The sequence below is a fragment of the Flavobacterium sp. AJR genome (genome assembly GCF_002156885.1).
Classification (GTDB): domain Bacteria; phylum Bacteroidota; class Bacteroidia; order Flavobacteriales; family Flavobacteriaceae; genus Flavobacterium.
This window is the reverse complement of the sequence record NZ_NCWQ01000002.1, coordinates 87,684-107,033: the sequence shown is the minus strand read 5'-3', so window position 1 is coordinate 107,033 and position 19,350 is coordinate 87,684. Positions and strand designations below refer to the sequence as shown.

At 30.7% G+C, this 19,350-nt stretch carries 20 protein-coding genes; 5 read left to right on the top strand and 15 right to left on the bottom strand.

Annotation, left to right across the window (positions count from 1 at the left end; all coding sequences use genetic code 11):
* Nucleotides 1-77: 77 nt before the first annotated feature.
* The 7 genes from B8T70_RS00850 to B8T70_RS00820 all read right to left on the bottom strand — a co-directional run bounded on the left by B8T70_RS00850 (nucleotide 78) and on the right by B8T70_RS00820 (nucleotide 5,527).
* Complete coding sequence (locus B8T70_RS00850) at nucleotides 78-686, bottom strand: GNAT family N-acetyltransferase (RefSeq protein ID WP_039116954.1); 609 nt, start codon at nucleotides 684-686, stop codon at nucleotides 78-80.
* Nucleotides 687-1,287: 601 nt separating this feature from the next.
* Nucleotides 1,288-1,689 (bottom strand): hypothetical protein, encoded by a 402-nt coding sequence (locus B8T70_RS00845; protein WP_086893586.1) that lies wholly within the window; start codon nucleotides 1,687-1,689, stop codon nucleotides 1,288-1,290.
* 107 nt (nucleotides 1,690-1,796) lie between these two features.
* A complete protein-coding gene (locus B8T70_RS00840; protein ID WP_086893585.1) occupies nucleotides 1,797-2,054 on the bottom strand; it encodes a hypothetical protein in 258 nt (85 codons plus the stop codon).
* A 266-nt stretch (nucleotides 2,055-2,320) separates the two neighbouring features.
* Nucleotides 2,321-2,710 carry a hypothetical protein gene (locus tag B8T70_RS00835; RefSeq protein WP_086893584.1) on the bottom strand — a complete coding sequence of 130 codons (390 nt, stop codon included), beginning with the start codon at nucleotides 2,708-2,710 and terminating at the stop codon, nucleotides 2,321-2,323.
* Between the two features lie 353 nt (nucleotides 2,711-3,063).
* Nucleotides 3,064-3,537 (bottom strand): hypothetical protein, encoded by a 474-nt coding sequence (locus B8T70_RS00830; protein WP_086893583.1) that lies wholly within the window; start codon nucleotides 3,535-3,537, stop codon nucleotides 3,064-3,066.
* 2 nt (nucleotides 3,538-3,539) lie between these two features.
* Nucleotides 3,540-4,988: a hypothetical protein gene (locus tag B8T70_RS00825; protein ID WP_086893582.1), complete on the bottom strand. Its 1,449-nt coding sequence runs from the start codon at nucleotides 4,986-4,988 to the stop codon at nucleotides 3,540-3,542.
* A gap of 206 nt (nucleotides 4,989-5,194) precedes the next feature.
* Complete coding sequence (locus B8T70_RS00820; RefSeq protein ID WP_086893581.1) at nucleotides 5,195-5,527, bottom strand: hypothetical protein; 333 nt, start codon at nucleotides 5,525-5,527, stop codon at nucleotides 5,195-5,197.
* A 171-nt stretch (nucleotides 5,528-5,698) separates the two neighbouring features.
* Between B8T70_RS00820 and B8T70_RS00815 the strand changes: the two genes are divergently transcribed.
* Nucleotides 5,699-6,094 carry a helix-turn-helix domain-containing protein gene (locus tag B8T70_RS00815; RefSeq protein ID WP_086893580.1) on the top strand — a complete coding sequence of 132 codons (396 nt, stop codon included), beginning with the start codon at nucleotides 5,699-5,701 and terminating at the stop codon, nucleotides 6,092-6,094.
* Nucleotides 6,095-6,187: 93 nt separating this feature from the next.
* Here the strand turns inward: B8T70_RS00815 and B8T70_RS00810 are convergent, their stop codons facing one another.
* From B8T70_RS00810 to B8T70_RS00800, 3 genes are all read right to left on the bottom strand, one after another.
* The gene (locus B8T70_RS00810; RefSeq protein WP_086893579.1) at nucleotides 6,188-7,672 is read right to left on the bottom strand and encodes a serine hydrolase; all 1,485 of its coding nucleotides are present in this window, start codon (nucleotides 7,670-7,672) and stop codon (nucleotides 6,188-6,190) included.
* A gap of 154 nt (nucleotides 7,673-7,826) precedes the next feature.
* Entirely contained in the window at nucleotides 7,827-8,567 is a 741-nt protein-coding gene (locus B8T70_RS00805) for an AraC family transcriptional regulator (RefSeq protein ID WP_242667411.1), read from the bottom strand.
* Nucleotides 8,568-9,232: 665 nt separating this feature from the next.
* Entirely contained in the window at nucleotides 9,233-10,303 is a 1,071-nt protein-coding gene (locus tag B8T70_RS00800) for a PQQ-binding-like beta-propeller repeat protein (protein WP_165763175.1), read from the bottom strand.
* Nucleotides 10,304-10,710: 407 nt separating this feature from the next.
* Here B8T70_RS00800 and B8T70_RS00795 point away from each other — a divergent pair, with 407 nt between their 5' ends.
* Nucleotides 10,711-11,259 (top strand): AAA family ATPase, encoded by a 549-nt coding sequence (locus tag B8T70_RS00795; protein WP_086893577.1) that lies wholly within the window; start codon nucleotides 10,711-10,713, stop codon nucleotides 11,257-11,259.
* A gap of 18 nt (nucleotides 11,260-11,277) precedes the next feature.
* Here B8T70_RS00795 and B8T70_RS00790 read toward each other — a convergent pair whose 3' ends face one another.
* The 4 genes from B8T70_RS00790 to rplU all read right to left on the bottom strand — a co-directional run bounded on the left by B8T70_RS00790 (nucleotide 11,278) and on the right by rplU (nucleotide 14,044).
* Entirely contained in the window at nucleotides 11,278-11,715 is a 438-nt protein-coding gene (locus tag B8T70_RS00790) for a GNAT family N-acetyltransferase (protein WP_086893576.1), read from the bottom strand.
* An 87-nt stretch (nucleotides 11,716-11,802) separates the two neighbouring features.
* On the bottom strand, nucleotides 11,803-13,095 hold the full coding sequence (locus tag B8T70_RS00785) for a hypothetical protein (protein WP_242667410.1): 1,293 nt from the start codon (nucleotides 13,093-13,095) through the stop codon (nucleotides 11,803-11,805).
* A 226-nt stretch (nucleotides 13,096-13,321) separates the two neighbouring features.
* On the bottom strand, nucleotides 13,322-13,582 hold the full coding sequence (gene rpmA / locus B8T70_RS00780; RefSeq protein WP_007805051.1) for a 50S ribosomal protein L27: 261 nt from the start codon (nucleotides 13,580-13,582) through the stop codon (nucleotides 13,322-13,324).
* Between the two features lie 24 nt (nucleotides 13,583-13,606).
* Entirely contained in the window at nucleotides 13,607-14,044 is a 438-nt protein-coding gene (gene rplU / locus B8T70_RS00775) for a 50S ribosomal protein L21 (RefSeq protein WP_035619759.1), read from the bottom strand.
* Nucleotides 14,045-14,314: 270 nt separating this feature from the next.
* On the opposite strand from rplU, the gene B8T70_RS00770 reads away from it, so the two are divergent.
* Together B8T70_RS00770 and B8T70_RS00765 are read left to right on the top strand one after the other, a co-directional pair.
* Nucleotides 14,315-15,637, top strand: a complete 1,323-nt coding sequence (locus tag B8T70_RS00770) for a pitrilysin family protein (RefSeq protein WP_039116943.1) — start codon at nucleotides 14,315-14,317, stop codon at nucleotides 15,635-15,637.
* A gap of 13 nt (nucleotides 15,638-15,650) precedes the next feature.
* Nucleotides 15,651-17,699, top strand: coding sequence for an insulinase family protein (locus B8T70_RS00765; protein ID WP_369827325.1), 2,049 nt, complete (start codon nucleotides 15,651-15,653; stop codon nucleotides 17,697-17,699).
* 248 nt (nucleotides 17,700-17,947) lie between these two features.
* On the opposite strand, the gene B8T70_RS00760 is transcribed toward B8T70_RS00765, so the two are convergent.
* Nucleotides 17,948-18,814, bottom strand: coding sequence for a DMT family transporter (locus B8T70_RS00760; protein ID WP_086893574.1), 867 nt, complete (start codon nucleotides 18,812-18,814; stop codon nucleotides 17,948-17,950).
* A 104-nt stretch (nucleotides 18,815-18,918) separates the two neighbouring features.
* On the opposite strand from B8T70_RS00760, the gene B8T70_RS00755 reads away from it, so the two are divergent.
* The gene (locus tag B8T70_RS00755) at nucleotides 18,919-19,299 is read left to right on the top strand and encodes a heavy-metal-associated domain-containing protein (RefSeq protein ID WP_039112424.1); all 381 of its coding nucleotides are present in this window, start codon (nucleotides 18,919-18,921) and stop codon (nucleotides 19,297-19,299) included.
* Nucleotides 19,300-19,350 lie beyond the last annotated feature (51 nt).

Sequence of the window (19,350 nt, the reverse complement as noted above, 5' to 3'; positions counted from 1 at the left end):
GGGCACAGATTACAAATCCCCGCTATCGGGAGAACAAAGACATAAAGTCAATTTTTTCTTTGCTGTTTTTCCTTTTATTATTTTACAGTTTTCTCTTTAAGTCTTGCCTTCCATATTTCGTCCCATTCGTTTCTCAAAATACTCAAAATTATTGCATCAATTCTGTTTCCCTTTTGATCAAAACTACGGCTTCTTAATATTCCCTCTTCTGTACAACCAACACCTTTCATCGCATTTATACTTCGTATGTTTTTACTGTTTGCTCCAAGCCCAATCCTTACAATTCCTAATTTATCAAATACAAAGTCGAACATTAAGTATTTGCAATTTTTGTTTATTCCTGTTCCTTGATATTTTTTTCCATACCAAGTATAACCAATTTCAATAGTGTTCATTTCCAAGACAATATTGTAAAATCTCGTACTCCCAACATATTCATTGGTTCTTTTATCAAAAATAATGAATGGATATTCTTTTTCCTTTTCTCTTTGACTGATAGCATTATCGATATATTTCAATAAATTTTCTTCTCCGTTTGCACCGCCCATGTTAAACTCCCAAATTTCGGGTTCGTTAATTGAAAAGTCTAAAAGATATTTAAAATCGTCTGCTTTCAAAGGTCTCAAAAGTACCGTTTCGTCTTCTAAAATATAGTCCGCTTTGTAGTCAAATTTTATTTCGTTCATTTAAATTTTATGTTTTTTTGGTTGTCTTTAGTTATTTTTTAGCATTACCACCAACTCATTTATACCAGCCACAAAATAATTTGGCTTTTCCTGATGTAAATAATTAAGGATATTTTGAAAAACCACGAAGTTAACCATCTTAATAATTATAATTGTGATCCAGTTTAGCTATTATTAAGTAGACCAGAATAGTACAGTTCCAAGTTAAACTATCAGCGTTTTGTTTAATAATACATTATTTAATTACTATAAGTTTTTCAAATTAAAAAGAATAGATTTCTTGGAGCTGCATCCTTCACAGATTCTTCAAACCCTACAAGAAATGGTTCAGAACTAGGTTCAGAACAACCACCAAGATGCTCCAATAGAAATAATGGAGTTTTTTTTATATCTTATTTTTTTTACTAGTAATTTACTGCGTGGACACCGATTGTAAATCCGCTCTATCAGGATTGTAAAAGCGTGCAATCGGATTTTGAATCAAAATAACTTTAAACCAAAAAAGTAGCATCACAGCGATGCTACTTTTTTATAGGTGTTGAATTAAAAATAGTTACTTCTGTAAATAAATAAAAATTATTCATTAATTACAAAAGATGTTTTATTCTGTTACATAAACAGGTCCTACTTGGATATATTCTTCTTTTTTATTTTTTTTGTTTACAAGGATTACGGTGTAACTATCAAACAAATTCATAACTTTAAGTTCGCTCAGTCTTTTTTTATCATTCTCATTATACAATTTTGAAGATTGAGCAAATTCTTTAAAGCAAACAATTTTCTTAGGTTTAATATTATTTATAATTTTAAATTCTTTAAAATAAATTGCACCATTCTTTATATCACTATTATCCTTAATAATATATTCCTTTGGATCATATTTGGACTCATAAACATACTTACCATCTAATTTTAAAAAAAGAGTGTCTTTTTTCCTTTCCTCTGCTTTTAGACCAGAAATAGAAAAAAGTATTAATATAAAAAGTGAAATATATTTTTTCATAGTTGAGTAATTTTATAAGGCAATAACTTAAATTATATTGAGATTCCAATACATTTTCCTAAATCCACAACCTTCTTTAATTGTTTTGTTATGGACAAGGAACTAATTTACTTAAAAGTGAAACTCTGCTGGCAAGCTTTTACGTTATTATCCCTTAAACCTCCCCAAGCCAACGCCTCATAAAAAACATCACTTGGTACCTCTCCATAATAATTAATGTATTTATTATAGTCATCAGTAAACACATTTTTATGAAATTCTTTTAAAGCTTCTCTCATGCTATTTAGATACATTAAAGCAATAGTATTGTGTTGATTTCCACAAGTTTCGTATGTTGTTTTAAAATACTTTACTGTTGTGGGCACGGATTATAAATCAGTAGCATCAGGATTTTGACAAAACCTAAAATTTTGACAAAGTTATTTCTTTCTATTTTTTCTCTTTATAAATTCTATAGAATAAAAAAATGTACCAACTAGCTAAAACTAGTATGGCTGGGTAAAAATAACTTACAATATAAAATGTATTAGAAATACAAAAATTAAAGTTATATTCTACAAAGCAGAAAAAATCCACAATAAAGCCCCAATTGTAAGGAATATCAAAAAAATAACTTTCATGTTAAATATTATCATTCTATCTCAAAGCCTGATTCGACTTGAATATATTCTACTTTTTTATCAATATTTTTAACCAAAAACACAACGTAATTACTAAAAAAAACAGCAATCTTTTCATTATTCAATTTTTTCTTTTTATCATAAAAATCTGAAGAGCGTATAAACTTTTTAAGTGACAAAATCTTTTTAGGACTTAGATCACTTTTCACTTCTCCTTTTTTAAAGAAAAAAGACCCATTACTACCTCCACTACTATCATCTAAATAAAAATGACCTGGGATTTCAGTATACAAATTTATATACTTATTATCATACTTAAAATAGAGTGTATCTTTTGTTTTCTCTTGAGCATTTAGAGAAATAAAGAAAAGGAGAAACAACACAATTGTTAATATTTTCATCTTTAAATAATTTTATAATGTTAGTTAGAACATGGCGCTGCTTTGCTTAAAAGTGGTATTCTGCTTGAAAGCTTCTCAATTTCAGCTTTTTTTTAGTTAGCTTTAAGCAATAAGTTGACTTTTCTTTAAACGAACATAAGAAATATTATTACTACAAATTTATTAACTTTTTAAAATTAAAAGAATAGATTTCTCGGGGCTGTGTTATTTACAAATCATTAAATCCTGCGTAAAAACGGTTCGCAAGTCTCTACTGGCGAGCAATACTAAATTACTTTTATCATAGTGTCTCGTCCTAAATATATTTGACATTTCAAATTGTTCTACTTTTATTACCTATTAATGAGTTGTTTTTAAAACTCTGAACATGATTGCTTTACTTCATATTTAACAACTTTATTATCTGCGATTTTTTCGAGAATATATATTTTAAAATATGTACTAAAATCCTTCACAGGAAATAAGATAGGATTCTTTAAGTTCATCTTTTTTTCTTCCTCCCGTTTTTTTTCTTTGTAGTATTTATAAGCATCCTTTTGTAAATCATCTGGGAAATCTAATTTTATTTTTTTTAAATAATTAACTGCACAAGTATCTATTTCATCTTTACTCGAATTAAAAATAAATGTCTGATTACCTACATAAAAATAGATTTTATTTTCATTCTCTTTTTTTTCATTACCATTTACATTATCAAAAAGCAAATATTTAATTGGTCTTAAGTACTTATTTCCTCCTTTGTAGAAACTAAAATAGTCACTTTCTTTTGTCTGTCCTGTTACTATAGATGAAGTTACAAGTAGTATTATATAGATTATATTTTTCATAATTAATTACAGTTTGAAGGTCCGTTATAAAAATTATCGTTAATTAACTTGTTAATAACAGCTTTTTCAGTTTCTGATAAGTTATCCCAAGCAATTGTAGTTAAATTCGTATCCAATTTACCTAAGCCTACCCATGTAACAGCCTCATAAGTAGACCTAGGTAGTCTCTTATTATCAAATTGTTGAATAATATCAGCAATTACACTTCTATAATGACTTGCCATCATTTCATGATTCCATGTGGGTTTATATCTCTTGAAATAGTAATCATAAAGACCTGGGAAATTATTTTTTAATGAATTAACATAATTTGTTTGTTCTTGAACTGTCATGTTATTCGAATCTAAACTCCCTTTTTGAGCAGCAATAAGCATTTTTCTGAAAATTTCAGCATGAATTATTTCATGAGCAAATACTGTTGCTTTACCTAAATCAGATAGATTATTTAAGGAGTTGTTATTTATTTGTATTTCGGTAACATAGTTAACAGGCGGTTGAGTTTCACCATATACATTTAAACTTAGATTATTATTGATTGTTAATTTTAAATCATATAGTGTAAATTCTCCATCAAATTTTTTAATTGCATTTTCAAACCCACTACTAGAGCTTTTTAATTTTTCATAAATACATTTTGCTTTTCCAGTCAGCGCATCAATAATTTGTACAGGCGTTGGGGCTGTAACGCCTCCACCACTACTACCTCCTCCAGGTGAAGTAAAACCGCCTGGACTTGTTCCGCCACCGCCAGTCGCAGGAGTACGGGGGGTATATACCACTGGAGCTCCAGTACTAGGACCAGTTACAACAACAGGCCTTAATTGAACCGGAGGACGAGGAGGCGGTGCTTTACCATCACCTAAACCTCCAGGACCTTCTTGACACATATCATCAACACATGGAGAAATAGCTGGAGCTTTGCTTGTTGCCATTTTATCAATGGAAATCACTGCTACAATTCCATTTTCAATAACTTGATTATTTTTAAATCTAGATGCTCTAACAAAACCCATTTTTAAATCCCATGCTGCCATGTAACCATTGAAATCTCCTCCCTCAATTGTTTGACTATCTGAAGGAACATCTTTGTCAGGATATATTTCAAACAATAATACTTTGTAATCTCCTGTACCCAATTTATAAAGATATAATTTCTGTGACCAAATTTCTTCTCTATCTTCTTTTAATTCAACAATAGGTACAATAATAGTCTCTGTGCCATCTTCTGATTTTGCCTTCTTTGCTTCATTCCAATTGTATTCTAAATTCTGAAATAATTCATAATTAATACCATTAGATTCATATTTATCAAACCATGTTTTAGCTGATTGAATACTTTTCGTCTGAGGTGTTTGTTCATCAGTTACTAGCTGTTCTGTTTCACAGCCGAATACTATGAGAAGAAAACAGCATAGTAATGCTTGTGTAATTATTTGCAATTTATTATTCATAACATTTAAATTACCTTTTTCACTTTACTTTATGCAGGCAGAAAAAGGCTTTATTAGTCCTTGTAATTTTAAGACGGCTAACATTTTGTTAAAACAGTAATTCAATTGCTAATATATAGTTTTTTTATTACAAAATAAACCAAATGTGTTTTATGTTATCTAAAAACGTAAGTTTTTATCATTATTAAATTTAAAGCACATTTGGTTTAATGCAGCGAATCCGTAATAACCATTTTATTAATCTCATCCAGAAATTCGATTTCTTCCATAGGAAGCAACTGCGTAACTACTTTTAATATTAATGCAATATCGACAGAAGAATCTTTAAGCGTCATACACATTTCAGGCGCTTCATAATCCAATGCCAGAATGCATAATTTCAGCATATTAGAAATAATATATAAAAGCTCACAGTAACTAGAAACCCTGATTTCTGCAGTATAAATATCCGTTTTATCATTTGCAGGTTTTATTGTCGTGAAATATCTAGCGATTAATTGTTTAAAGTCTTCAGAGTTCTCAATTCTTTGCGCTTCCATAATTTTAATTTTTGCATGTTAAACAATTATTTACAATTCTATTTTTGTTTATTACATGCAAAGAAAGATGACTTAGTACTGTATCGAACCATTATCAATTGTATCTTACCAAGTGATACTTGTTTTTTACCAAAACCAGTTTTATAAAAGAATTTTAAATATCTTTGAACTATGAGCACAGCAACAAAACCAAAACATATAGGCCGAAACATTAGCCGAATAAGAGAGCTACGCGGTATGAAACAAGAGGCTTTGGCTACTGCAATTGGAGTAAGCCAACAATCTATATCTAATATTGAAGGAAGTGAGACTGTAGAGGAAGATAAACTACAAGCAATTGCTAAAGTTTTAGGAGTTTCTGCCGATGCAATTAAAAATTATAGTGATGAAACAGTATTAAATATTATTAACAATACTTTCACCAGTAATGATAGCTCAACAATCAATGCAATTAACATACAGCCCAATTTCAATCCTCTTGACAAAGTTGTTGAGCTTTACGAACGTTTGGTTCAAGCCGAAAAAGAAAAGATTGAATATTTAGAGAAATTATTAAAAGGAAAATAAACCTTTTAAAACCACAAAAACTCCATTATTTCTAATGGAGTTTTTTTCAACAACAACTAAAAGTAAAAATAAAATCTTTAATCAATCCTAAATTTATTTTTCTTTAGCAACTATAGGTACTTCGCTTGTTAGATTACCTCTTATTAAAGTTACAGAACTAAGCTTTCCGTCACTGAAATCTAATTTTAACAAGTTAGGATAATCTATAATTTTAAATAGTCCATTTTTAAGATATACCAACTCATTATCATTTTTTCCTTTAAAATGATCCAATAACAAAGATTCAACATAAAGGCGATTATTCTTTTCTACAATTTTAGTTTCCACTCCCTGAGCATAAAGAAAATCATCATAAGTTCCGATTAGTTTTTCTTTTAGACTTGAAGGCATTTCCTGAATTTCCTCATTAGATGTTTTTCCATTCCAGTTCATCAAAGTCAGAAGCTTTCTTTGAGTTTGCCCCATCACAGGAAAACGATTCTTTTTTTCACCATTGGTTAGAAATACAAAGCCGTTTCCATCTGTCATCGTAGCAAAAACACTACCTCCCACTCCTGTATTAGAACCATTACATATAAACCAATCATAGTTATTATAACCAAAAGACTTTTGCCATCCGTAACTCCAGCCGCCAACAGCATCTTTTAAAGCAGTCACTTCTGTTACTTTTTTTGCAACATTATGAGAAATCACTTTATTGTTTTTATTTCGCAACGCATTTTGCATCTCGATAGCAAGTTTAGCCAAATCTGTTGGCGTAGACCACATTCCTGATGCTCCAACTTGCGGAGTGATTGGCAAACCTGTTCTAATAACCTTTTCATTTTCATCGTGAACGAGTGCTACATTTGTAGGGAATCCTTTTTCATCAGGCTGTATCATTGTAGTATTTTTTAATCCAAGAGGAGAGAATATATATGTTGCAGCAAGTTCTGCAATAGGCTTATTAAAAGTATCTTCTAATGCCATCTGAACAATTACATAACCACCACCACTATATGCCCAACCTGTCCCTGGCGTAAACAAGAAATCAATTTCTTTATCATATCGGGGAATCTTCCCTAAAAGACTTTGTTTTATTGTTGGGATTGTATCACCTTCATAGTAATCTGCAAATCCACTTTGTGTAGTACCAGCCGTATGATTAAGAAATTGTCTCCAGGTTGGACTGTTATTCTCAGTAAACTTACTTTTTGGCAAATGCCAGCGTTTTAAATAACCATCTATTGGATCATCTAGCTTAATCAATCCTTTTTCTTCAAGTATAAAACAAAGAAGCGCTGTAATTGGTTTTGAAATTGAAGCGGTAGAAAAAGCAGTGTTTTTATCTATTTTCTCCTGAGAGTTTATTGATTTAACACCAAATTCATTTGTATATACAATCTCGTAGTTCTCAAAAACAACAAGACTAAATCCCGCAAGTTTATATTTTTCCAGTTGCGGATTAATATTCAAACTATCTGTCAGAAAACTATAATCTTTTTGTTTAGATAATACTTTCTTGTTTGTTTGACAGTTACTTATTTGACAATTTAAAATTGTTACTATAAGAATTAGGAAGTAAATAGTAGTTTTCATTGTATCGTGATTTTTGGTTAAAAATTTATTTCGATACAAAGATGTGGTGGAAATTAACGCTATGCGACCGAATAAAAATAGTCGGACACATTTGTTTCTAAAAATAAGTACGAATAATTAAAACTACGCGTACGAATAATTACAAACAACTAAATTACAATGCTTTGCGATAATCTGTAGGCGTAAAACCTGTATGTTTTTTAAAAGCTGTATTAAAAGAAGATTTAGAATTAAAACCTACATCATACAAAATTTCTAGAACGGTGACCTTACTTTTTGTAACATCTTTTAAAATATCCATAGCACTCTCTATCCGATAGGTATTAATGAAATCGTAAAAATGCTGTTCTAATTTATGATTAATTAAAAGTGAGAGATCCCTAACAGGAATTGCAATACCCTTAGAAACATCCTGAATTGTTAAGGAGGGATTTAGAAACGGCTTTTCTTCGGCCATATATTGCTGCAATTTTAATAAATCTTCATTGTATTCTTTTTCACTTACAGCTAATTGTGCATTATTTTTTTCTTCTAAAACAATATCCGAAACCAGTTTTAATCTTGAATCAATACTCCTGAATAAACCAGGATTATTCAATGCTTTAAATAAGTACCAACAAACAACAAATAAGTGAAGTACGAGAAGACCACTTTTTATCCAGTCAGAGATATAGAAATAATCAGAGAACTTGAAGATATTTTTTAAAAGAGCAACCGAATATAAAATAGTCAATACAACTGTAAACTGAAATAGCCAATTATAAGAACTAATACTTGTACCTGCACAATTTTCGAGATATAGTTTTTTTGCTTTTCTTAAAACCATAAAAACAGCAATAATATATACAATTAACTGAACATGAATAAGAACATGATTGAACTGTATTTCAACCATACTTCTATAGTTTTGAATAAAATTAATTTTAGAAGCAACATCTACTGTATAAAAGCGAGGTATCAAAATTGCATTTGCAATTACAAATGGAAGCGTATGCAATAAGTGTTTAGGCTTAAGCCTAAAATCTGAATAACAAACAGATAACACATATAGATAAAAAACAGGAATTTGCAAGAAAACAAATAAACTTCTTAACATTCCAAAATTTGAAGGTCTATCAATTATTAAGTTAAATAAAGTTTGACTGGTATCTATCGCTGATAATATTAAAAAAGTAGCAAAAAGATAATTACTTATCTTATGATTTGTCTTAACTGCAAACAAAAAAAATGCAAGAAATAATGAAATAAACAAGGAAACTATCGTTACAATAATTAATAAATCAATCTTACCCATTTATATTATTAAGGTTTAAATATATATTCTTATAATTAACACACAAAACAGCCAAACTATCTCGATCTAAATATGCCTTTACGTAATAATTTAACTTTTTTTGAGCGAATATAAGAAATATTATCACTCCAATTCATCCCTTTTTTCTAAATAGAAATAGAAATATTTTCTCCGTATTATTTCATTATTTTATTCTCTAAACCTCTAAAAAAGTGGTTCACAAACAATCACTTAAAAAATTAATAACGTTTTACGATCTTAATTTTTTATTTTAATATCCACATTTCACTTCCTCCAGTCGGAAAATAAATCTTATTATCTTCTACAATTGGTGTTGAAATTCCGTAATAAAATTGTTGAACAAAATTTATTTTCCCTGCTTTAATATTTAAAGAATATAAATTCCGATTCATAGTTCCAAAATAAATATTCCCTTTAAAGCTTATAATCTTACTTTCAACTTGATCATTTTTTAAATCTAATACCCAATTTGTTTTTCCGTTTTCAATATTCACAGAAACAACTTTACTATCATACGTACTTAAAATTATACTTTTGTTAGCAACGCAAGGTTCATAAAACACATCGCAGTTAAAAGATTCTGACCAAATTTCGTTTCCAGTCTCATAATCCAACATCAAAATTTCCCCTTGTTTGAAATCTTTATTAAGACAAACTAAAAGTCCTTTTTCTGTTTTAATCTGGTTTAAGTTTGAATATTTTTTATATTTGTTTTCCCAAATATTTTTTCCGCTTTTGTTATCGATTGCTAAAAGTTTAGCGTCATGTTCTGACAAACCTAAATATACCCTATTTTCAAAAAATTCAGGTTCGTTTGTTTCGGTAATATTTGAATCTTTAGGCAAATACCAAACCACTTTACCATCTTTTTTATTTAGTTTACTAAATCCGTTTCCTTGAACTGAGCCATAAATATAGTTGCCATTCTCAGCCAAATCCTTTCTTAAATTCATCTCGCCATTAACTTGCCATTTTAACTTTCCTAAAGAATCAAAACAACTTAATTCAGCGTTATAATCCGCTAAAAACAAATCTTGACCATCTATTAATGGTTTATAAAACGGATTATAGTCCGATTTAAATTTCAATTTTACTTTAGCATTTTCTAAATTTACAGCATAGAAATTCCTATGTAAATCTCCGAAATACAACATTTTACTTTTTACTACTAATGTTGTCGGAGTCCAATCAAACGGCTTGTTTCGCCATAACAATTTTACATATTTCTTATTATCATCAACTACAGTCTCCCTATCTTTTTTACAAGCAAAAAGGCAAATTAAAAAAACAAATATTACAACATTTCTTATTTTCATTCTTATTGTGTTTTTTAACAAAAACCTCATTAACTTATACATCAACAACATTAAAAAAGAATTTTATCATTTCGGCTTTTAGACTACTAAAAACCATAAACAGAACTCTACTATCAGCGAATATATGAAATATCTTTATCACAAGTAATTCAAATTAATACATACAACCTAGAAGAACTTTTACAACAATTAATTAAACCACTATGGACTAAAAGTTCATAGATTTGGTTGGCAGACTGAAAGTCTGCAAGGCTACAATACTTATTTATTAACCGCAAATTACACAAATTAGCGCTAATTAATTTGTGGAAATTTGTGCAATTTGTGGCTAAAATATTTTTTAGAAGCTAAAGCAAAATGCACTAAAGCACATAGTGTTAAACTATATTAGAGACCAATAAATTAAAATGAATAAATCAATCTATTTATTTGCCATTACTGGAGGTCCCGGATGCGGCAAAACAACAATTATCGAAGAATTAAAAAGAAGAGACCATAATTGTGTAGACGAAGTGGCTCGTGAAATAATTAAGGAACAAGTACAATCAAATGGAAATGCTTTGCCTTGGGCAGACAAAGAAAAATTTACATTATTAATGCTGGAATACTCGATTGAAACCTATATAAAAAACAAAGACAATGCTTTAATCACCTTTTTTGACCGAGGAATTCCAGACACTTTAGCGTACACAAATTTAATTGGTTTAAAACCTCCTCCAGAACTCATAGAGGCTGTTAAAAAATACCGCTATAATCCGATTGTATTTATCCTGCCTCCTTGGGAAGAAATTTACCTAACAGATACCGAACGCAAACAATCTTTTCAAGAAGCAATAGACACCTATAAAGCAATAAAAAACACCTATAATGGTTGTGGTTACCAATTAATAGAAGTCCCAAAATTAGGAACAAAGGAAAGAATCAATTTTATCTTATCGACTATAGAAAATAAATAATCTTCTTTCAATCAATATCTATTTTACCAATAAAAGAACTTTGTCATCATAATTAGAATTACACCAGATATGTTTTTCTATAACAGCTTTAGGAACTTCTCTATTTTTTCTATTATTATCTTCAAATCCGAATTTATTATAGAAATTGCTTAGCTTTTCAAATGGCAAACACCAAGTGTTTTTATCTTTATTTTGATTCTTATCAATAAGAAATTCAATAATTTTTTCTGCGATTTTAAGTCCCCTAAACTCTTCAAAAACAAACATTCCTCCAAGTTCACAATTAGCATCATCTACATTTACAATTCTTCCCAGGCCACATTTTGTATCACCCATTTCTGCTATAGCAATGATTTCATTTTCAAAATTTGAATGCACAAAATCAATTTCAGAATATTTAGAATTTATCCAATCTATTTCATCCTTGTTTGCTAATCTAATCACAATCTTATCCATCACTTAAATTATATTATTTTTAATTTATTCCATCTCAAAATCAAAGCTGTATTTTATCTAGTCAAAAATTCTTCGATCTGTCCAAACTTATACATACAAGACTTTCGAAACATACAAAATCCCCTTAGCTAGTAACCACAATAAAGCTGCCATCCCGAGAAATCCCCAAGCCCATGATCCGTTTCTTCTTTTCCAACTAAAGTAAAATGTCGGAATCTCCCAATATTTAATAACAATAAAAATGCATGTTCCAACTAATGATACCCAAATCATTTCACCCGATTTAATACTAAAACCATAAAACAAAACAGATAAAAAGAAAAGAACTGTGACAAATTGCAAGTAAAAATAATTTTTATAATTATGGCTGTAATTAACCTTTACAGATAAAATTAAAAACGACAGAACCAACAGCGAAGTCAATGCAATTATAATATACGATAACGCAGCGCTTGATTGCCACAAAAACACGACATCTATAAACAAAGCCAAAACCGTACAAGTTGCAAGAGAATAAATACTTCTTTCTATATAAACATCTTTATAAGGTATTAAAACAGGATACATATATTTTTCCAGCAATCTCCAAACAGGGAAAGCATAAATTGCAGCAAGACCAGACACAACAACTTCATAATTATAAAACACATCCTCGGGTACTTTATACAATACATACAAAATAGCAACCGTAACAATAATAGCAGGAAGGCAAATTGTTTTTACCACTTCCCACCTGTCTTGTTCCCAAAAATTACTTTTTATTTTATAGATGTATCCACGAACAAGATACTTTTTAGTAAATAATGCCGTAGATTGACTCCATAATAAAAAGAAACCAACATGAATAATAACCGTACGCAGTACCATATCTTCTACACTACATCCCAGAACAACACAAACTGCACCAATCAATAGTAATTCATACGTTAGTATAACTTCCGAAAACAACACTTTAAACAAAGGTTCAAATTGCTTTATAAGCATTCTGATAATAGCTCCCCAATAATTACGCAACAAACCTATTACTGCACACACCGCAATAAATGCCGCTAAGTACAACATCCAATTCGTAAATGATTGTGCTTGCATCCATAATTCGATAGCAGAGTTTTTTATTGGAGTATATAAAACATGAGAATTAACAAATATTTCATTAGCCAACTCATCTCTTATACTATCATTTATGGCAGGAAACTGACTTTTGTATTTTTCCCAATACACATTGGCATCAGAACCATTTTTCTGTAAAATAGCAAATTCATATAAAATTCTTTTTTGTGATTCATCAAGTGATACAATTTGATTTGCAATATGACCAGATACAGTTTTCGCATACACAGTAACACAAAAAAATAATAGAAGTAATAATATTCTTTTCAAAACTAAAATAGATTTATCTAATCAAAAGTAGTAATAATAAAACTATCCAGAACCAGGACAAAAAACTTTAAGAATGCAATTTCGTAGATTTTCGCATTAATTTAGTAAATCTTAAAACCTAAATTAAGGAGACACAAATCACAAATTGATTATAAGCAACAGCCTAAAAACGAAAAACCCGTTTGCCTTGGCAAACGGGTTTTATAATAATATAGAATCTTAGTTATTATGCTTCGAATGGAAGTATAGAAACGTATGATTTATTATCTCTTTTCTTTTGGAACTTTACAACTCCATCTACTCTTGCGTGTAGAGTGTGATCTTTACTAATGTAAACGTTTTCACCTGGATTATGTTTTGAACCTCTTTGTCTAACGATGATGTTCCCAGCAATAGCAGCTTGACCTCCAAAAATCTTAACGCCTAAACGTTTTGATTCTGATTCTCTACCATTCTTCGAACTACCGACACCTTTCTTGTGAGCCATGACGTATGAGTTTAAATATTGTTATTATTCTTTAGTAGCTTCTTTTTTTGCTTTTGGAGCTGCTTTTTTCGCTTTAGGAGCTTCTACTTCTTCAGTAGCTACTTCTTCTGCTACAACCGCTTTTTTAGCCGCTGCTTTTTTAGTTCCTCCTGCTGCAGTAATACCTTCAATTACAATTTGAGTAAGATATTGTCTGTGACCATTTCTCTTTTTGTAACCTTTTCTTCTTTTCTTTTTGAAAACGATTACTTTGTCTCCTTTTAAGTGTTGTAACACTTTAGCTTCTACTGAAGCACCTTCTATAGCTGGGGCGCCTAAAGTTACATTCCCATTATCATCTAATAAAAGAACTTTGTCAAAAGAAACTTTTGAACCTTCTTCATTAGCTAATCTGTGAACGAAAACCTTTAAGTCTTTGCTTACTTTAAATTGTTGCCCTGCTATCTCTACGATTGCATACATACCAAATTGATTTATTGATTTTTAAGGTTGCAAATATACAATTAATAATTTACTGTGCAATTTCTTAAAGTAAAATTATTCTATGTTCTTTAATTCCTGTTTTTCAAGACTTTTCAAATAGTTAAAAATCACTATTGTAGTAAAATACTGTTAAACATTCATCAAAAGATAAGCCATTTTCTAAATCCTAATTAAAAAAAGTTATTTTTGGTGTAACTATTTTAATTAATCATTACTAATTAATTGTAATTGAAAAAATTATTAACCTCTATGAAAAAACCATTAATTATGCTAAGCGCAGCACTTATGTTAGGTGGAGTAGCTTCGGCTCAAAAAGTAGCTTTTGAAGAATACGATTTAGATAACGGCATGCACGTTATTCTACACAATGATCCTTCTGCACCAGTTGTCATAACCTCAGTAATGTATCATGTAGGATCAAAAGACGAAACTCCGGACAGAACAGGTTTTGCACACTTTTTTGAACACCTATTATTTGAAGGAACCGAAAATATAAAACGCGGTGAATGGATGAAAATTGTAACCGCCAATGGTGGAACCAATAATGCCAACACTTCAGACGACAGAACGTATTATTATGAAGTTTTCCCTTCTAACAATCTTGAATTAGCAATATGGATGGAATCTGAAAGATTAATGCATCCTGTAATAAACAAAATTGGGGTTGATACCCAAAATGAAGTTGTTAAAGAAGAGAAAAGAACCCGTTATGACAACCAACCTTACGGAAATATTCTTCCAGAGGTAAAGAAAAACATGTTCAAAAATCATCCTTATCGCTGGACAACAATTGGCTCCATGAAAGATTTAGATGCCGCAACTCTTGAAGAATTTAAAGCTTTCAACAAAAAATTCTATACTCCAAACAATGCCGTTTTAGTAATTGCTGGAGATTTTGACAAAGCCAAAACAAAAGAGTGGGTTCAAAAATATTTTGGACCAATCCCAAAAGGACAATCATTACAAAAACAAACTTACACAGAAGAGCCAATAACTCAACCTATCAAAGCAACTTACGAAGATCCTAACATCCAAATTCCGATGTTGATTGCGTCTTACAGAACTCCATCTATGAAAACCAGAGATGCAAGAGTTCTAGATTTAATATCTTCTTATTTAAGTGATGGAAAAAGCTCAAAACTATACAAGAAAATAGTTGACGATAAAAAAATGGCTTTACAAATTGGTGCAGTTGGTTTTAGCCAGGAAGATTATGGTATGTACATTTTATACGGATTACCTATGAATCCTTACACATCTGCTGATTTATTAAAAGAAATTGATGAAGAAATTGTAAAACTTCAAACCAACTTAATTTCTGAGAAAGATTACGAAAAACTACAAAACAAGTTCGACAATAATTATGTTAACTCTAACTCAAGCGTAGAAGGAATTGCCGAAAATTTAGCTAGTTATTACCTACTTTATGGTGATGTAAATCTTATAAATACCGAAATCGACCTCTATCACTCTATCACCAGAGAAGAAATTAGAGATGTTGCAAAAAAATATCTGAATCCTAATCAACGTTTAATTTTAGACTACGTTCCTAGCACAAAGGCACAAAATTAAGACTCTTAGAATCATGAAAAAAAGACAAATTATTTTAATCCTTTTATTCGTAACAGGAATTATGCAAGCACAAGATCGCCCGCAACCAAAACCAGGAAACTCACCCGTAGTAAACATAAAAAAACCACAAACCTTTGTTTTAGCAAATGGTATGAAAGTTTTAGTTGTCGAAAATCACAAACTACCAAGAGTGAGTTTTAATTTAACACTAGACAACGCTCCATTTGTAGAAGGAAACAAAAAAGGAGTAGATGAACTAACAAGTAGCTTAATTGGTAACGGAACCAAAAAAACAACCAAAGAAGCTTTTAACGAAGAAATAGATTTTTACGGAGCAAGCATCAACTTTAGTTCACAAGGTGCTTTTGCTAGTTCACTTTCTAAATATTCAGAGAGAATCCTTGAGCTTTTAGCTGAAGGTGCATTACAACCTAATTTTACCCAAGCGGAATTTGATAAGGAAAAAGCAAAAATATTAGAAGGCCTTAAAGCCGATGAAAAAAGCGTTCCTGCAATCGAAGGTAGAGTTGTTGATGCATTAGCATTTGGAAAAAATCATCCTTCGGGAGAATTTATTACCGAGCAAACTATAAAAAATGTAACTCTTGCTGACGTTGAAACTAATTACAGAAATCACTTTGTTCCCGAAAACGCTTATTTGGTAGTTATTGGAGATATAAAATTCAAAGAAACTAAAGCCGCTGTAGAAAAGCTTTTTGGAAAATGGGAGAAAAGAACACAACCAAAAGAAACCTATCCTAATCCTGTAAACGTTTCTAATCTTCAAATTAATTTTATTGATGTTCCAAATGCGGTACAATCAGAAATAGCATTAGTGAATACTGTAAATTTAAAAATGGGTGATCCTGACTTTTTCCCAGCAGTAATAGCAAATCAAATTTTAGGCGGTGACTTTAACAGCTACTTAAACATGAATTTACGTGAAGCTCACGGATGGACTTATGGTGCTAGCTCAGGCTTAGGCAGCGGAAAATATACAACTAAATTTAAAGCTGCTTCTGCAGTTAGAAACGCCGTAACTGATAGTGCCGTAACTGAATTTGTAAAAGAGATAAAAAGAATCCGAGCTGAAAAAGTTTCAGATGAAATCCTAAAAACTGTTAAAGCTGGATATATTGGTAGATTTGTAATGCAAGTCGAAAAACCACAAGCTGTTGCCAGATATGCATTGAATATCGAAACAGAAAATCTTCCTGCAGATTTTTATGAGAAATACATCCAAAACATCAATAATGTAACTGCTGATGAAGTACTTCGAGTAGCCAACAAATATTTCTTAATTGACAATATGAGAATTGTAATTACAGGAAAAGGCTCTGAGGTTATTCCTGGCTTAGAAAAACTAAATATTCCTATCAGCTATTTTGATAAATATGCTAATCCTGTAGAAAAACCAGTATTAAAGAAAGAAGTTCCTGCCGGAGTAACTGCTAAAACTGTTTTTAGTGATTACATAAAAGCTATTGGTGGAGAAAAAGCCGTTGCCTCTGTAAAAACAATTGCAATGCTAGGATCAACTACAATTCCTCAGGCTCCTTCTCCTTTAAGCTTCACTTCTAAGATGGATGCAAAAGGCAAAATGATGGTTTCGCTTGCTATGGGACCTATGAATTTAATGAAGCAAGTTGTTAACGAAAAAGGAGCTTACATCGAGCAACAAGGACAACGAAAAAATCTTGAAGGAAAAGATCTTACAGACATGAAAGCTAGTGCAGTTCCGTTTGAAGAATTACAACTTTCTAAAAAAGAAGGATTAACAATAGATCATATCGAGCCTATTAATAACAGCGATGCTTATGCGATAAAAGACGGTAAAACAACTTATTTCTATGATACAAAATCAGGATTAAAAGTTGCTGAATCTAAAATAGCAGAACAAGCTGGGCAGACCGTTACACAAACCACCAATTTTGGCGATTATAAAGAAGTAAAAGGAGTTAAAGTTCCTTTTAATATCGTTCAAAATGTAGGTTTTGAATTGAACATCAAAATGTCTGAAGTAAAAATCAACGAAGGAGTTTCTGATGCTGATTTTCTTTAGAAGGTTCAAAGGCGCAGAGGCTCAAAGTGACAAAGGTTTCTAAGATTCTGAGTTGCTAAGGCTCTAAGATTTTAAAGGCTTTGTCAAAGTTTACACTTTGACAAAGCTTTTTTTTATGCAGTTTTTTTGTGAGGCTGAGCATAACTGAAGCCCTTAGCGCCCTTCGACTACGCTCAGTCTGACACACGTTTCAAATCAACTTTACATATTACTTTTCACAAAAACATCTTACTTTTTACAAACTAAAATCATTTTTTAGCCGACAAATAAACTCCTATTAAAACAATAAATGCGCCCAAAAGCTGAATTGGTGTAAGTAATTCATTATCCAGAAATCCCAAAAAGAAAGCTACTATAGGAATTAAATACGTTACTGAAGTTGCAAATACTGGCGATGACATTTGTATCAATTTAAAAAACAAAACATTCGCAATTCCTGTTCCTACTACTCCAAGGATAATTATATACAAAATTGAATTCTGTACTTTATCATCATACATTACTTCACCAAAGCCTGTAAAACTCAAAATTACAATTGCAGGAATCAATAGTACTGCAAAGTTTCCTGTAGTAATACTCAGCGAACTTAAATCAGACAAATACCTCTTAATCAAGTTTACATTTATTGCATAACAAAGGGAAGCTATCACAACTAAAATAGCATAATAATAATTTTGTTCTGGATGACTCATTGCTCCATTAAAAACCAAAAGCAAACATCCTATTAAACCAATAAAAACACCAAAGATTTGTCGCCTCTGAAACTGAATTCCAAAAATAACAGCTCCAATTACCAATGTATTTAATGGTGTAAGCGAATTTAATATTGCCGTAATCGAGCTATCAATTTCAGTTTCGGCAATGGCAAAAAGATAAGCAGGCGTAAAAGTTCCAAAAACAGAAGTCAATGCAATATACTTCCATTGTCCTAGCGGAATTTTAGCCAGACTCTTAAAACCAACCAAAAACAAAAATAAGGATGCAAAAATAATTCGCAATGAACCCAATTGAATTGCGGTTAAACCAACAAGTCCCTTTTTTATCAATATAAAAGAACTTCCCCAAACCAAGGCCAATACTGTTAAGTAAACCCACTTCAATTGTCTTGAATCCATAATAGTTGTTTTACTGCAAAATTGTAATAAATTTATGAATTCCTCACTCGTTTTTTATTAATTTTGCAAACAAATCCTGTTGTAAACTATTAAAACAAAACAATATGAAAATCGTAAAATCAATCGCAGCTTTAGCAATTGCAAGCCTTTTGTTTATAAGCTGCAAAAAGAATGAAACAGAAGAAATTAAGCCAGTAGCTACAACTGAAGCAGCTGCTCCAAAAGTACATAAAGAAATTGCTGCTCAAAACGTGCAAACTGCAAGTTTTAATATCGAAGGAATGACTTGTGCAATGGGATGCGCTAAAACTATCGAAAGCGAATTATCTGACTTAGATGGCGTACAAGAAGCAAAAGTAGATTTTGACAAAAAAACTGCTACTGTAACTTTTGACAAAACTATTCAAAACCCAGAAAACTTAACTAAAATAGTTCAGGCTACTGGAGACGGAAAAACATATAAAGTTTCGAATATGAAATCGTAATTCCAACGATTTTTTACCACAAAAAGAAAGAGCATTCATAACGAATGCTCT

Coding starts and splice junctions, on each gene's coding strand:
- B8T70_RS00850 (WP_039116954.1), bottom strand. CDS start 686: ATGAACGAAATAAAATTTGACTACAAAGCGGACTATATTTTAGAAGAC.
- B8T70_RS00845 (WP_086893586.1), bottom strand. CDS start 1,689: ATGAAAAAATATATTTCACTTTTTATATTAATACTTTTTTCTATTTCT.
- B8T70_RS00835 (WP_086893584.1), bottom strand. CDS start 2,710: ATGAAAATATTAACAATTGTGTTGTTTCTCCTTTTCTTTATTTCTCTA.
- B8T70_RS00830 (WP_086893583.1), bottom strand. CDS start 3,537: ATGAAAAATATAATCTATATAATACTACTTGTAACTTCATCTATAGTA.
- B8T70_RS00825 (WP_086893582.1), bottom strand. CDS start 4,988: ATGAATAATAAATTGCAAATAATTACACAAGCATTACTATGCTGTTTT.
- B8T70_RS00820 (WP_086893581.1), bottom strand. CDS start 5,527: ATGGAAGCGCAAAGAATTGAGAACTCTGAAGACTTTAAACAATTAATC.
- B8T70_RS00815 (WP_086893580.1), top strand. CDS start 5,699: ATGAGCACAGCAACAAAACCAAAACATATAGGCCGAAACATTAGCCGA.
- B8T70_RS00810 (WP_086893579.1), bottom strand. CDS start 7,672: ATGAAAACTACTATTTACTTCCTAATTCTTATAGTAACAATTTTAAAT.
- B8T70_RS00805 (WP_242667411.1), bottom strand. CDS start 8,567: ATGGTTGAAATACAGTTCAATCATGTTCTTATTCATGTTCAGTTAATT.
- B8T70_RS00800 (WP_165763175.1), bottom strand. CDS start 10,303: ATGAAAATAAGAAATGTTGTAATATTTGTTTTTTTAATTTGCCTTTTT.
- B8T70_RS00795 (WP_086893577.1), top strand. CDS start 10,711: ATGAATAAATCAATCTATTTATTTGCCATTACTGGAGGTCCCGGATGC.
- B8T70_RS00790 (WP_086893576.1), bottom strand. CDS start 11,715: ATGGATAAGATTGTGATTAGATTAGCAAACAAGGATGAAATAGATTGG.
- rpmA (WP_007805051.1), bottom strand. CDS start 13,582: ATGGCTCACAAGAAAGGTGTCGGTAGTTCGAAGAATGGTAGAGAATCA.
- rplU (WP_035619759.1), bottom strand. CDS start 14,044: ATGTATGCAATCGTAGAGATAGCAGGGCAACAATTTAAAGTAAGCAAA.
- B8T70_RS00770 (WP_039116943.1), top strand. CDS start 14,315: ATGAAAAAACCATTAATTATGCTAAGCGCAGCACTTATGTTAGGTGGA.
- B8T70_RS00765 (WP_369827325.1), top strand. CDS start 15,651: ATGAAAAAAAGACAAATTATTTTAATCCTTTTATTCGTAACAGGAATT.
- B8T70_RS00760 (WP_086893574.1), bottom strand. CDS start 18,814: ATGGATTCAAGACAATTGAAGTGGGTTTACTTAACAGTATTGGCCTTG.
- B8T70_RS00755 (WP_039112424.1), top strand. CDS start 18,919: ATGAAAATCGTAAAATCAATCGCAGCTTTAGCAATTGCAAGCCTTTTG.